This is a genomic window from Spirosoma radiotolerans (assembly GCF_000974425.1).
GTDB lineage: Bacteria > Bacteroidota > Bacteroidia > Cytophagales > Spirosomataceae > Spirosoma > Spirosoma radiotolerans.
The window spans coordinates 5,131,560-5,146,627 of record NZ_CP010429.1 but is presented as its reverse complement, the minus strand read 5'-3'; the positions used below and the strand labels follow the sequence as shown (position 1 = coordinate 5,146,627).

Annotated in this window: 12 protein-coding genes; 8 read left to right on the top strand and 4 right to left on the bottom strand. The window is 34.1% G+C overall.

The window, feature by feature from the left end:
* Positions 1-12: 12 nt before the first annotated feature.
* Both SD10_RS20835 and SD10_RS20830 read right to left on the bottom strand, forming a co-directional pair.
* Entirely contained in the window at positions 13-2,346 is a 2,334-nt protein-coding gene (locus tag SD10_RS20835) for an nSTAND3 domain-containing NTPase (RefSeq protein WP_046576453.1), read from the bottom strand.
* 26 nt (positions 2,347-2,372) lie between these two features.
* Positions 2,373-2,891 (bottom strand): helix-turn-helix domain-containing protein, encoded by a 519-nt coding sequence (locus SD10_RS20830; RefSeq protein ID WP_046576452.1) that lies wholly within the window; start codon positions 2,889-2,891, stop codon positions 2,373-2,375.
* 113 nt (positions 2,892-3,004) lie between these two features.
* Here SD10_RS20830 and SD10_RS20825 point away from each other — a divergent pair, with 113 nt between their 5' ends.
* From SD10_RS20825 to SD10_RS20800, 6 genes are all read left to right on the top strand, one after another.
* Positions 3,005-3,217, top strand: a complete 213-nt coding sequence (locus SD10_RS20825) for a hypothetical protein (RefSeq protein ID WP_046576450.1) — start codon at positions 3,005-3,007, stop codon at positions 3,215-3,217.
* Between the two features lie 66 nt (positions 3,218-3,283).
* Positions 3,284-3,634 (top strand): hypothetical protein, encoded by a 351-nt coding sequence (locus tag SD10_RS20820; protein WP_046576447.1) that lies wholly within the window; start codon positions 3,284-3,286, stop codon positions 3,632-3,634.
* Positions 3,635-4,074: 440 nt separating this feature from the next.
* A complete protein-coding gene (locus tag SD10_RS28850; protein ID WP_262507327.1) occupies positions 4,075-4,536 on the top strand; it encodes a tyrosine-type recombinase/integrase in 462 nt (153 codons plus the stop codon).
* Positions 4,537-4,600: 64 nt separating this feature from the next.
* Positions 4,601-5,794, top strand: a complete 1,194-nt coding sequence (locus SD10_RS20810; protein ID WP_046576444.1) for a VapE domain-containing protein — start codon at positions 4,601-4,603, stop codon at positions 5,792-5,794.
* Between the two features lie 234 nt (positions 5,795-6,028).
* On the top strand, positions 6,029-6,904 hold the full coding sequence (locus SD10_RS20805; protein WP_046576442.1) for a toprim domain-containing protein: 876 nt from the start codon (positions 6,029-6,031) through the stop codon (positions 6,902-6,904).
* Between the two features lie 139 nt (positions 6,905-7,043).
* The gene (locus tag SD10_RS20800; protein ID WP_046576441.1) at positions 7,044-7,304 is read left to right on the top strand and encodes a hypothetical protein; all 261 of its coding nucleotides are present in this window, start codon (positions 7,044-7,046) and stop codon (positions 7,302-7,304) included.
* A gap of 74 nt (positions 7,305-7,378) precedes the next feature.
* On the opposite strand, the gene SD10_RS20795 is transcribed toward SD10_RS20800, so the two are convergent.
* The gene (locus SD10_RS20795) at positions 7,379-10,315 is read right to left on the bottom strand and encodes an HD domain-containing protein (RefSeq protein WP_046576439.1); all 2,937 of its coding nucleotides are present in this window, start codon (positions 10,313-10,315) and stop codon (positions 7,379-7,381) included.
* A 464-nt stretch (positions 10,316-10,779) separates the two neighbouring features.
* Here SD10_RS20795 and SD10_RS20790 point away from each other — a divergent pair, with 464 nt between their 5' ends.
* A complete protein-coding gene (locus SD10_RS20790; RefSeq protein WP_046576438.1) occupies positions 10,780-12,033 on the top strand; it encodes a site-specific integrase in 1,254 nt (417 codons plus the stop codon).
* A gap of 674 nt (positions 12,034-12,707) precedes the next feature.
* Here the strand turns inward: SD10_RS20790 and SD10_RS30145 are convergent.
* Complete coding sequence (locus tag SD10_RS30145) at positions 12,708-13,019, bottom strand: transposase (RefSeq protein WP_262507426.1); 312 nt, start codon at positions 13,017-13,019, stop codon at positions 12,708-12,710.
* A gap of 546 nt (positions 13,020-13,565) precedes the next feature.
* On the opposite strand from SD10_RS30145, the gene SD10_RS20785 reads away from it, so the two are divergent.
* A complete protein-coding gene (locus SD10_RS20785) occupies positions 13,566-15,065 on the top strand; it encodes a WD40 repeat domain-containing protein (protein WP_227699034.1) in 1,500 nt (499 codons plus the stop codon).
* Positions 15,066-15,068 lie beyond the last annotated feature (3 nt).

The window sequence follows — 15,068 nt, the reverse complement described above, 5'->3', positions numbered from 1 at the left end:
CCATTATATCAACTAATATCCACTAGCTTTCAGAGAGGAGAACATTTCTGAAATTTTAGAGTCTATATCTTCTGGAAAAAAAGAATCTACATTTATTTCATCTTCTATGTCGCTGTTATGCTCTTGGAAATCTTTGTATTGATTTTCAGTAATTTCATCGTCAATTTGTTGTGCAAAGTTGTGAAAGAAGCCATAATCGAGATTAAAGTATTTTGCTATTTTTGATATAGTTTGTAAAGTGTCTTCATTTATATATATTGGTTTGTTGCGAAGTTCGATTTTTGCCCATTCTGTTACCAAGTATCTGAAAAATTCGTTATTAGTAACAAATTCAAACTCTTCATGGAAGTTGTTTTTTAATTTATAAAACAATTCTACCATATCTAAACTTTTCAAATTCTGTATTATTCTTTGTAAAAATTTAATTTTATTTCCTTCGTAATAAGCACCTAATTTTTCTGCTAACAAAATAAATGAATAAGGGTCTTTTATTAGTTCATCATTATTTTCTGCAATCTCATTAAATTTTACGATAACAAAATTTTTGTAAAGATTACTTTCACTGATTGGGATAATGTCTAATAAATCATCTAAAATATTAGCGCGTGAAACGTAAGAGTTCATAAACTCGTTTTTGTAATCTCTTATTCTAGAAAACCTCCTTCTTAATGTAGAAGATGGTATATCATCAAAATTATTAAACACTTTATTTAAAATTATTTGCTTTATTCTTTTTGTAAGAACTAAATTGAATTCTTTAAAAGTTTCGTTGCTTTTATCATCATACTCTGTCACATAGTTTTTAGTGAAAGGCTTAATTAGTTGGTTTATAAATATAGCTACATCTATTGTATCTTCTATTTGTATTGATTCATCTTTGTAATAGTACATTAGAAAATCTTTAACTGATGGGTTTTTAAATTCAATATATGATAATAAGTTGTCATCTGCTCGAACGTTTATGAATGTATTCTCTAATTCTTTTATACTTAGGTTTATAGATGCCGTGCTAGAATTTACATTATACTTATTGCTGTATTTTTCAGAAAAAGAACCAATTAACTGATTTAAGTCCGATTTTGCTATTGGAGTTCCAGTTGTAAGTATAATAGTAAGGATACAACGAGATAAGTTAGTAATGTGATTTTCAAAAACAGCTTGCCAAACTTGCTCAGGATTAGATAAAAATTCCATAATCTTTGCTGTAAACTCGCTAGGATTTATGGTTTTTAAGTACTCGTGATTAATATATATATCTAATATTCGTGGATTGAAATTCGGATGATTTATTATTTTATTGTAATTACCATTAAATGTTGTATTCTCTATAAATTTATAATCTACATTGTTGTATACTAAGAAGTTATAGAATATTTTAGCTCTTACTAGCTTTGTATAGTTTTCTAAATCGATCACGCAATTTGAAATTTCTAAATCTTTCCTATTGAATATTTCAAACTTTGCTTTGGCTTGTCTATAAATATATTCTCTAGAAGTTAATATTAAAAATTTGTTACTTGATTTAGATATTTTTTCAATGAACGAAACTATTTTCTTTTCTTCGTTTATTTTTAAGTTATTGTCTAAAAAGTTCCCTCCAAGAAAATCATCAAACAAAAAAAATTGACTTTCGCTTTCAGAAAACACTTCTGTACCTTCATCTACTGATGTTGACATATATACGTATTCATTGCATTTCTTTTCGCCCAAATATTTGTACGCAAGCATTCTTGCCAAAGTGCTCTTGCCAATACCTGGTATTCCTGTGATTATAACATATCTTTTTTCATTTAATATTTTGATTGCGTTACTATAACTAGGATTCATTACATATCTTTCTGCTATTGATTTAATAGTATCTTTGTCAAAATTTGATTCATTATAAACTTTACTGTGGAGAATATTATTCAATATATTAAAGCTTGAAATCCACAGCTTGTAATATTTTTTCTCTATTTCTGGATTTTTGCCTAAAAGGTTGTTTAAATCATTTCTACCTAAAATGTCTTTAGTAGATTTTATATATTTTTTGAATAGTTCTTTTATTTCTTTTTTTTGCATAGGCGTTAAGCCTACTGACGTAGTAATTATATACTTTGATGGCGATAAATTATCTAATACGTTAGCTTCTCTTTTTAAAACATATATAAGATCTTTGAATGTTTTATATCTTTTACATTGAACAATAATAGCGTTTTCTTTTGTAGAAGAATATCTAAAGTCTATCCCACCATCCTTACCGTCTGTAAATGACTCTAAAAAAATATTTAAATGATTTTGAATCAAATCTCTTGATATTTCCTCAAATTCGATGGGTGAGAGTATTTGGAAATCGTAGTTTAGCATAGTTTGGTGGGGAATATCTAAGATAGTTACTTTTTATTCAAATTATTTAATTCAATACTTACTCTCAGTGTTTCTACCACATTATCCAGTGTTTGTATATGCCTATCTAACTTATCAATTTCTTTGATTTTGCTTTCAATGATTGCATCTTTAACTTTTATCTTTTCTATCAAATCTTTATTCTTTGATTTAACTGCTTTTATCTCGTTATCTTTCCTACTCCAACTCTCCAATTCATTCTCTTCTAAATCGGATATTTGCTTTTTGTATTTTTCTATTTCTTTTTCAAGTTTTTTACAGTAATTGATATAATACGTTATGTCTTCTGATGTAAGTTGTTGCCCCGTTTCGTAATTCAAAATAGATGAAACAGTCATTTCGAAAACTTCGGCAAGTTGTTCTAACCTGTCTACTGTAATCTGTGTTAGTCCCTTCTCCATACGTGCATAGTTACTTTGAGCCATGCTTAGTCTTTGCGCCACTTCCTCCTGTTTGAGGTTCTTTGCTATGCGAATGGCCCTGATTCTATCATAGGTTTTAGACATATCTTATATATAATTATTCTAAATTTCGTATTTATAGTCTTAAATCGCATATATATACTTGATGTATATGCGATATTGGTCTAAATTTGTTTGCATAAATCAATCAATGATATATGCAAACAAACGTTTTAAAGCCAATCAGGGAGCTTATTAATGAAGCTTTACCTGCAAATATGCAATTTAAGCCTACTAAGGACTTTTACCAACAAGTAGGCATAAATAAGCACCGTTTCTCTAAAATCATGCGTGGAGAAATACAACCACAGCGAAATGAGCTCTATACAATCGCAGCTCATTTTCAGATTCCAGCTCATAAGCTTCTTTAAACTCAAAAGCCCTGTACCGCGGTCAGGCAGTACAGGGCTAACTCTCAACCAATCACTAAATTGATTATGCCAAAGGTAAAACATGCTGAGTCGCCAGCAAAGGAAAAGCGAATGAACCGCTTAAGTGTTCAGCCGTATTTACGCGTTACCAATCTGTATTTTAAACTGTCTTACAATGGGAAAAGCATCTCATTTTCTACTGGCTTGTCATGCCGACCAAAGCAATTAGATAAAAAAGCCTTTAGCATTGAAGGGAATGAATCAGCCACGAACTTACTGCAAAGCTTACGAGCAGACTTTCAACGGACGTTTACTGACTTCTTACTAACAAAGCGAACGCCTGATTTAAGAAAAATAAAGGACGTTGTTTTACAGAAGCTAAGTGCAGACCCAACGATACCAACGTTGAATGTTTAGAGACCTTTTTCAAGAATGAATTTGAAGCTCTAACGGGGATTGACTATGAACACAAGACCGTTGAGAAGAAACGGTACATTGTGCAACGTATAAAGCAATACGTTATTACGCATCACAATAACCCACATCTTAAACTGAGCGATCTTAAGTTAGTCGATGCTCAGAATTTGGTCAACTTCTGCAAACGTACTTTCGGTCATGGTCATAACCATGCTGTTCTACATGCTGAGTTTTTAAAGCGTACCTGTAATTATGCCATTGCAAATGAATGACTGGATAGAAACCCTTTTGCCTTCTTTCGGCCGAGAAGGGAACGTAAAGACGTTGTTTCTCTGCGAGAAGTCCACATACGAGCTTTAGAAGATGCCGTTTTCGTTGGTCGGGAGTACAATTATGTAAAAGACGTTTTCCTACTGTGTTGCTATACAGGTTTGGCTTACGTGGACGTCAGTCGGTTAAGTAGTGTGCATGTGGTAACAAAAGAAGACGGTAGCCAGCTGCTTAAAATAAAGCGTGGTAAAAACGATAATATGTGTACAATTCCGCTAGTGCCTAAAGCATTACGGATTCTACAGAAGTACGCCAATAACCCTGATTGCCTAGAGAAGAATCGACTTTTACCCGTTTATGCCAATCAAGTTATGAACCGTATTTTAAAGGAAATACAAGCTATTTGTAAGATTCCTGTTCGACTTACCACCCATGTAGCTCGTAAAACATGCGCTTCTTATTACATCGCTAATAATGTGCCTTTAACCAGTGTAGCCACCATGTTAGGACACAAGAAGACAAGCACAACAGAACAGTATTATACAAAGCGCACAGAAGAAGCCGTTATACGCCACATTAAAGAATTTCAAGACCGCCAAAATGATGAAGAGCCATTGAGCGAAGCCGTTTAACAAAAAAGCACGCTCTGGCAGGAGCGTGCTATACTTTTCAATATTTCAAAACAATAGTAAAGATATGAAATCTAGTTCAAACAATGACGAAAACACTGAAGGGCAACCTATTATCCAGCGTATTCAGAAGTTTTTATTTGACAAGCATGAATACCGCATCAACATCGTATCCAACCAGTTAGAGCGGAAGAAAAAGACTACTTCTGATTGGGAGTTAGTCAACATGGCTGACATTGAGTTTGAGCTATTCAATGCGAATTTTAAAGGGTTTAAGGACCCCCTGCGAGCATTATTTGGCTCAAGGTTAATTCCCAAGTATGACCCCTTTATAACCTATTTTGAAGGCTTATCAAAATGGAACGAGTCACAACCTGATTATATTGACGAGTTAGCTGACTTTGTCGAAACCAATGACCAAAAATGGTGGAAACGGATGTTTAAAAAATGGCTTGTTCGGGCTGTTGGTCAAGCAGTCGGTAAGATTCCGTTCAATAAGCAATGCTTAACATTGGTCGGAAAACAGAATGATGGTAAGACTACCTACTTAGATTATCTCATTCCCGATGGCTTAAAAAGCTATGCTAAAAAAGGATTTGATTTTGGTAGTAAGGAGGGCAAGTTTTCGCTGATTCAAAACTTCTTCGTCAACTTAGATGAACTGGCTTCTTTCGACAAAAGAGAGCTAAACAATGAATTTAAGTCTGTCCTTTCAGAAAGTACGGTCAAGTTTAGGCTACTGTTTCAGAACATCGAAACCCCTTTTGCTCGTCGCGCAAGCTTTGTTGCCAGTACAAACCAGAATGAGTTTCTAACCGATGAAACGGGAAACGTTCGCTGGCTTCCATTTGTGGTCAAAAGTATAAATCACGATGCTGGAGGGCCAAAGGGATACGCAGCTGTAATTAAGATTGATCGTGTCTGGGCGCAAGCTCATACGTTATTAAATGATCCTGCCTTTGAATGTAATATGACTCCCGCTGAAATTAATCAGCAAGAGCTTCTAAATCGTCGTTTCTTGCGTACAACGACCGAAATGGAAGTAATTGGTAAATACTACATACCAGGCGAAAAGGGGGACATTGAATCCATTTTTAACACAGCTTCAGATATTGAAGAATACCTGAGGGGTAAGGTTTCCTTACGGCTCCATCGAACGCAAATAGGCAAGGCTATGCAAGTAATGGGTTTTAGGCAGCAAACGAATTACAACCCAAAGAAGAACTACTCAGAGAAAGGGTATTTTGTAAAAATGAAGTAAACCTACCGACTCGCTTACTCGAACTACTATTACTATATGTAAATCAATTACTTATGAATAAAAAGTAGAGTAGAAAATAAAGTACTCGATTTTAGTTGGTTCTCGAAAGAAAGCCTAAAAGCGAGTAAAGAGCAAACAATAGGTACTCGAAAAATATGCTTTAAGTTGTTGATTATCAGAAAGTAACTTAAAGAGTAAGCGAGTGATAGATTTTTCACCGCTAAAGAAAAAGGCATGAAAACCAAAGAGCAAATTGAGCAATTGAAGGCAATACCGATAACCCATTATTTGAGTGAGCAAGGCTTACAACCTGTAAAAGCAAATGGGGCTGAGTTAGTTTACTATTCTCCTAAGCACGAAGAACATACCCCTTCATTCTTTGTCAATCCACAGAAAAACGTATTTCACGATTATAGTGGGGTAGGAGAGCAAGGGGATATAATCCGACTCATTCAGTATATCAATGGCTGTAGCTTTATGGAAGCTATAAACGCGTTGGAAGCGATCAAACCGGAAAAGATACAATCCTTTTCTTTTAGCGGTGTTAATCCCTCTCAGGCTAAGCAATCATCAACTGTCGAGATTGTAAAAGTACAGCCATTACGAGACCGGGCTTTAATGGATTATGTAACTAGCCGTAAAATCTCTCAAGCTCTAGCTTCGACCTATTTGCAAGAGATTCATTACCGTATCAATCAAAAACAGTATTACGCAGCTGGATTCCGAAATGGTAAAGGTGGGTATGAATTACGTAGCTACAATTTCAAAGGGGGTACTTCTCCAAAGTGGTTTACCTATTTGCCCGTTCAAGGTTCAAACGGAATCAACCTTTTCGAAGGGGTATTTGATTTCCTGTCTTGTTGCCAGTATTTCAATACAGTAAGGCTAAAGAATTCGACTATCATCTTAAACTCACTCTCCTTTATCAAAGATGCTTTACCCTTATTAGCATCACATAAAAAGATAAACGTTTTTTTGGATAATGACAAGGCTGGTAGACGAGCTTTAGAGCAACTGGTAAAAGAAGAATTATTAGTTCTGGATTGCTCCTTTTACTACATAAATAGTAAAGATTTTAACGAGTATTTGGTAAACCATAGCGTTGATTGAAAGCTCAATACTCACCGTATAGGCTTACGGGTAGCTTAGGGTAGGCTTACGGCAGGCTTTTATAGGTTTACCGGATGGCTAAAGCAAAGCTACGACAAGGCTAACAAAGGTTTTACACAGATTTAACGCGTACATTCGAATGAAAACAGATAAAAAGTTAGTTCAAGGGAAAAACGGTCTTCGAAACTACCACTTTGAAGAAGTGAAGAAGGGTAAAATTATTAACCACTATGACCCTAACTTTGGGCACTATACTGAAGTATGGAAAAGCTTCTTTTATAAAAAGAAATGCCTATATTGTAGTAATGAGTTTGAAGGGAAGAGATTAGATGCTACTTTTTGTAGCCAAAGTTGTCAAAAGGCACATAAGAGATTAAGAAAGAATATAGATATAAGTTGAAATTTTTAGTGTATTGTATGATGCATAAAATTCAAATAGATAATTTATTTAAGTTTATTGCATCATACAATACACTAAAATGTGTCATTTTTATTTAACCCTTTAATGAGCTTTTCATATAGAGTTAATCTTTTTTGATAATCATATGGTATTAATACATTGTTGCCTATATATTTATGAAGTATATCGCTGAAAAGTTTCGGCTCAAAAATGCTATTAAATGTTTTCTTTTTTACAATAAAATCAATGCCTAATTTTTCGACTACATCATCTCCTTCTTCTTCATATATATCTTCAGATAATAAATAATAATTTTTTGCCTTTCTTAATGGTTTACTGAAAAGTGATGAGATAATCTGTAAGTTATCCCTTTTTTCGTACTCTCTATATACTTTTTGATTAATAAAAATTTCAAAGTCAGGAATATAATTATCTTCGTTAATTGTTGATCTCTTTTTAGGCTCGCCATAATTATGCTTCCTCTTCAGAATTCTTTTTGCTAGTGTGTCATTTTTGAATTTATTTGTAACAAAGAATTCTGGTAAAGTAAGAGCAAAGTCATTTTTCGTGCCTATACTTTTCGTGGAGTTCACTATTTGTATATAATAGTCATCTAGATCTCCAACAATGTACTTTTTTTCATTTTTTCTTTTAATGTTATTTGATAACAAGGCTACATATATAGCTTTTGATTCTATTCTATCTGTGAAATAGGGAAGATTAGGAAAAAAACCGTCTTTACCGACTATTAGATTTATTGACCTTCTTATGTTCGAATCTGCAAGTGTAGTAATTGCTCCAAGTCCTATACCTGCTTTATCATTACCAAAAGAAGGATGACGAATAGAATATGGATTGTCATGTTCTAGATGTGAAGGCTTACCATCGACAAATTTTGAAAATATTAACTCATGAATTATATGTTTATAAATTTTACCTCTTAGCTCATTATCATATGGTAAATCACCTTCTATTTTATCTCTACTAAGGTTAAGTCGCAAAGAAGCCGATAAATCAAACATACTAATCAGAGGCCCATTACTTATCAAGCCATCATCTGAGAAGTTATAACTTGAAGGAATTTTAATTCCATTACAATAAAGTTTACTTTCGTAATCTTTAATATTCCAATCGATTTGCGGGAATTCAGTTGTTTTAAACCTAGACCAGCCGTCTAATATTCCGCCACTAAATTTTGATAAACGAATAGGCGATTCATACCATTCTTTTTTCTTTTCATCAAAATCGTTTGAGTACAACACTAACGGTTCTTCTAATCCATACCATTCATCCCATTTGGGTATCGAAATAAAAGAATTTCGGGATGTTGTATTTTTCAATAACGATTGAATTATTTCAAAAGATACTTCAATTAAAATTTCTGTGCCAATAGGTATAGGGTTTACTTTTGTTATTTCAATTTGTTCATTATTAATGTACGTTGAGAATGTAAGACCGTAATCTTCTTTATATGATCTTGTAGTTACTGTTATTTTTGATCCTATCAAGAAAGCAGCCAGTAGTCCTATCCCAAATCTTCCGTTTCTGACTATTTTTACTTGACCAAGCTTATTTTGGAATTTCCTTTGCCACTCTAAACTATTTCTATAAGACGATCCAACTGTAAGGAAATAGCTCTTAATTTCCTTTAGATTCATCCCTTTACCGTTATCATTTATACAAAAGTAATACTTTTCCGCACGACTAGATATTGACACGCTTACCTTACTTTTGTAGGTGGTATTTCCCGATAAATTTTCTAGCTCTTTTCTTTCTCGGCAAGCATCTGTAGCGTTCTGAATTAATTCTCTTACTCCAAACGATGGGTTTTCACCATATAACGGAGCTATCAGTATTTTAGGTAGATCTGGGTCAATATTAAAGTTGATTTTTTCTGGAATGTATTCAAGATTGTATAGATATGGACTTTTTGGATCTAGATTTGACTTTATTCTTCTATAAATAATTTTAGGTTGATCTTGTGTTTCTTCTTTGCCATATACTTCTCCAAGTATTGCCCAAGACATATCTAATTCACTTTGAATGTCTTTAAATAAATCGTTTAGTTTTACAAATAAATAACTATCTTTTGGCTTAGCAGATATGTAGAGGGATTCTTTGTCTTCAACATATGTTTTAGTGAATTCTATAGATAAATGCTTGTTATGCTCGGTTTCAGATATTGGGCTTGAGAAAGATTTAAATCTAAGCAAGAAACTATCAGTTCTTGTAGCGTCTATTTGAAAGTAATCAGCAATTCTTATTACAGCCATTAAAAAAATAATCTGTATATTAAAAGGTTGCCTCCATTCATGGCTGTATCTTTTCTCCAAATATTGAAAAGTATCTCTAATATCCATGCCATGACTTCTAGCAATCAAACCAGCTAAATCTTTAAATTCTGTTTTTAACTCGTTTGCAAATGTAATGTACTCGCCTTTATGATCTAATAAACCTTTTATTGCAATTTCGTGGGCAAGTCTTGGATGATTTCTTCTGATAAATTCTCCAATTAACATTTTATCTACATTGTTGATAAGTAGCTTGTTTTCTAAAGGAGGACGTTTTATTACTATATCATGCTTACCAAATAAATTTATTTTTTGCTTGTCACTAAACTTTTGGGCATCTTCTAAGTAGTCTTCCCAAAGTTGGGGCCAACTTTTGCTATCTAGTTCAGGTATCAAAATTGACGAGTTAGACACATTAATTAACTTCTCAAATGTTTCTAGTGTCAAATGCATGCCAAAGTCATGCAGCAAAATTGATAAAGTTAATAATGATATATCTTCAGCCTTTAATAGATGTTTTAGTGTGTCATGCGATATTAATCTCTCGGCTGAAAAAAGAACATTCTCAACGTGATTGATTCCATGGTCCGTATATTCTGGAAAGAATGTAAGTTTATTTTCTTCTAATATCTTTCCATATGTAGAGCAGGAAATCTTTATTATACCTTCTAGTTTTTGATTATCTTTTAACTTTAAATCAAACGAGGGTGGGATCTTCATGACAAATAGAGTGTAATTAATATTCTTTCAGTCTTATTAATTAATAATAAAGGTTTTAATTTACTTTCTAAATATGAGAAAGATTTTATTGCAGTATTTCGGTTTATCCGAATTTCTAAATACTAATTTTAGGGAAGGAATATGAATCTATTAACTATCACAGACTTTATAGAAGAAACTTAGTTTTTACAAAAAAATCAAAGTTACATTTTCGTGTACAGAATAAATGTAAAAGCCCCAAAACTGAGTGTTTTGAGGCTTTTTGCTCCCGAAGCTGGGCTCGAACCAGCGACCCTCTGATTAACAGTCAGATGCTTTATTGTTCTATGTTTTTATCGTTATTTACTTTAACTTACTTATAGTGCTGACATTCAAGAGTATAAGTAAGCTAATTGAATAGTTGTTTTATTGATTTTTATAGGTATTTGTTATATTTGTGTATCAAAATGTGTTATAAATACCTCATGAAAATTCATACTGCTACAGCTGCCGTCATTCTAGATATTCGAAGGAACAAGGCTGATGGAACCTTCCCACTCAAGTTAAGAATTACCTTCCAGCGTGTTCGTCGGTATTATAATATTGGGATCGATATGCTGGAAACTAAATGGGCAGAGGTTCAAGATAAGTCAAAAACTCGACAGGAACTCCGCTTGCTTCGGGAGCGTATTGCTGCCTTCGAGGCAAAGGCTGAAGGTGTGCTAAAAACTTTAGAAGAATTTACCTTTGAGGCATTTGAACGGAATTATTTTCAAAGCGAATCTGAAACGCTTAAGGAAAAAGCGAAGAGACGTGATATTGCTTCTGCCTTCCAAATATATATCGATAAACTAAAGAAAGATGGCCAGGTTAGTACAGCTTCTAGTTATGAAGGTGCTTTAGCTTCAATTAGCCAAGGGTATAGATCTCTATCATTTGAAGATATTACCCCTGAATTTCTGAAAAAATATGAAAAAAGCATGCTTCAAAAAGGGCGTTCATTAACAACCGTAGGGATTTATCTCCGGTCTGTACGCGCCATCATGAATCAAGCTTTGGACAAAAGCATCATTACAAAAGAGCAGTATCCTTTTGGAAAACATCGTTATCAAATTCCGGCCAGTCGAAATATAAAAAAAGCTCTGACACTAGCTGAGGTTGAAAAAATTTTCCATTTCTCGGCTCAACCAGGTAGCTCGGAGGAAAAAGCAAGGGATCTATGGATTTTCTCTTATTTGTGTAATGGTATGAATGTTAAAGATATCTGTCGTCTCAAATGGAAGAATATAAATGAGGATAGCTTACAGTTTATCAGAGCAAAAACGGCTAACACCGCTAAAACAAAGTTGAAGCCAATAGTTGTAATTCTGAGTCAACCAGCTCAAGAAATTATAGACAAGTGGGGTACACAAGAACGACATCAAGAGTCATTCGTATTCCCATTTTTAGAATCTAATGTAACCCCTAAACGAGAGCGTGACCTTGTTCAAAATGTAACTAAATTTATTAATAAGTGGATGAAGCGTATAGCTAATAACTTAGGAATTGCTAAGCCAGTAAGTAGCTACTATGCAAGGCACAGTTTTGCCACAGTTTTAAAACGCTCTGGTGCGCCTACCGAATTTATTGCTGAAAGCTTAGGGCACACAGATTTAAAGACCACTGAGAATTATTTGGACTCCTTTGAGGATGATGTGAAAAGAAAGTATACAAAAGCATTATTGAAATTTAATGATTGATATTATGTAACCTATATATATTAAATGATTGATTAGACGCAATTTTATTGCGCCAATATTGAAAGCTGGATTGAGTATACTCTAAATAATGCACTTTAGGCTAGATGAACATGCTTGACTTAAAAGTTCATCTAGCCTATTTACTTGGCAATCTTACGTTTGCTAGTAGAATGATTAATTTTTAAGGTATTAAAGGTTAGCTATATCTAATGATTCACAGCGTTTACAAAAATAGAGTAATTGAACGCACAGATTAGTTAGAACGTGTTAGGGAGAGATATTCGTTGCAGCATCACTCGCATGTCAGCTAAATAAAGCCAGCTGACCGAAGAAGATATGGTATATTCATAGTCTTTTGCTAAGCGTCGGAAGAAATTTGTCCATGCAATCGTTCGTTCAACGACCCAGCGTTTAGCCACGGGAACAAACTCTCGTTTTGATTAAGGACGTAAGGCTTTTCAAATACCAGTCCCCAATACTGGAATGCTTAGGCAAATACGCCATTTTAGGCCTGATCACCATTGATCTTCTCCAGTCGATCATTTAGGTAAGCAATGTTAGCTACCAAACTTGTAGAAGCGGCTCAATCAGCTTGGTTGGCAGCATGCACCTTAGCCACCCAGAGCCGCCCATCACAGTCAACAACAAGTTGACGCTTACGGCCGTTGACATTCTTATGTCCTTCCTAGCCCCCGCTGTTCATAAAACCTGGGTGTCAACTTAGCAGGCTGGCTATCAATACTAAGGAGGGATGGATAAGCGGCTCGACCTTCTCGTTGGCAGTATAGGTGATTCAAAGCTCGATTAAGTTGCTCAAACAAACCATTCGTCTTCAAGCGACCAAAGTAATAGTAAACTGCTTGCCAATGAGGAAAATGAGTAGACAAATTACGCCATTGGCAACCTGTTCGCAGGACATAAAACAAAGCATCAACGACTTGGCGCAAAGCAACTGTTCGTTTTCGTTGTAAATCAAAAAAAGGCATCATAACTTGCCACTGAGCGTCTGTCAGGGCTCGGTAACAGGTCTGCATATCTATTTAAGTTCGGCGACTTGAAGATAGACAGACGCTTATTTAGTTCAGATTACAGTATTCCCCAACACGTTCTAGTTGGGCTAAAAAAGCGCAAAAGTTTGATTTCAAAAACAGTAATTTGCTCGAATTAAAGGTATGGGTTCAAGAACGGCAACAGAGCTTAGATATTGCTGATTACATTTTAGGATATGATCCAAGAAGCAGCTATAAGTAATATTAATAGCTGTTGGTCGACAAGTACAAGTAGATCAAATTAAGAAAGCTTAAGTGGAATGCTTCCCTTTTGTATTATATAGCATATTTGCCCACTTTTACTTGACGATTTATAATGTATATTAAACTAATAATCTCATAGCTCACGTTAATTTAATATATTTAAAAAAATATAAAACTATGTCCAAATCTATACTTTTTATAAGTTTCATCTTGCTTTCCTTTGTTTCAATTGCAAACGCCCAGTCTCCCAGCCCTCGGCTAGTGGGTATTCAGACAGTTATGGCATCTGCTTTTTCACCAGATGAGCGTCTTTTAGCAATCTCCAGCATAGGGGAAATTATCATTTGGGATATTACTCTACAGAAAGAAGTGTACCGATTTGGAAAACCAATTGGAAAGGATCCGACAGGAGCCTTGCTAGCCTCTAAATTAATTTTTTCAAATGATGGTAAGCGTCTGGCTGCCATAACAGAGGAAGTTAGCCAAGAGCATGTAATTAAGATTTTTGACCTTACTACTTATAAAGAACTGAATTCATTTGATGGAAAGCGTAGTGCTCTTACCACTATTTCTCCCTCATTTCATTATGCAACAATTTTATCAGATGAAAATAAATTAATTGTTTGGGACCTCACAGTCAACAAACAAACTAACGCAATCGATATTGCTAGTGACGTTTTAGAAGATTTAGATAACGATTACGAACCTGTTTTTACAAATCAAGGAAGAAATTTGCTCATTTATACGTACACTAATAACCAACTTTTAGAATATGACCTTACAACAGGTAAATTGATAAAGAAATTTCAAAACAAATTTCGATATGATAACCTTGCACACACGACAGACACTAAATATCTATTAACAATTATCGATAATGTGTTATACACTTTATCATACCCTGATTATAAAATGACTTCTAAAGCTAAATTGAATTCCCTAGAAGGGCGAGATTTGGCATTAAAAAATACTCATTTCCTTAATGATGGGAAATCATTAATTGCTGAAAATAATTTCCCACCCTCTCCAAGCTGGTTCAAATTAGATTTTTCAAAAGGTAAGCTAATAACTTATATAGAATCAAAGAAGATTGTTAGAGAAGGCTTGGAGAAAATGGCTCTTTCGCCCTCAGGGAAATATGTTTTTACAAGTAGTTATATAGCAAAAAGCCAATTAAGAGACTTTGATGGTAATATAGTAAAAGATTTGTCAGAACCTGCTGCAGTTATAACTGCCATGGGGTTTTCATCTGCGAACTATCAACTTTATATAGGAACATATGACGGCAGACTACAACAATTAGATATTGCTACAGGGAAAGTGAGCGAGGTGATGCAAATGGATGGGCCCATTATGCATGTTAGTTGTTCAAAGGATGGGAAACAATTTACTGTTGCTATTGAAGATGAAGTAGAAGAAAAGGGAGCATTTCATGTTTTTGATATGTCAACTAAAAAAGAATTAAAAAAATACTTTGCTGATATTCAGATTCAAGGACAAGTTTATTCTGCAGATAAAAAGCTTACGGCTTTTAAATCAGGTTATGGGCTCGTCCTGATGAAATCAGCTAATGCGCCAAAATCATATTTTATTGCGCTTTCAAAAAACGATAAGGCAGATTATGCTATTGTAAGTACAGATAACCATATAACAGGAACGCCTATAGGTATGAAGACCCTAATTCAATTCTTACGAGAAGGTAAAATAGTCATAGTAGACCCTTTAAAATATTCTGGTTATTTGCCCAATTTACTTACGAAAGATCTATTAACCCCTTAAGAA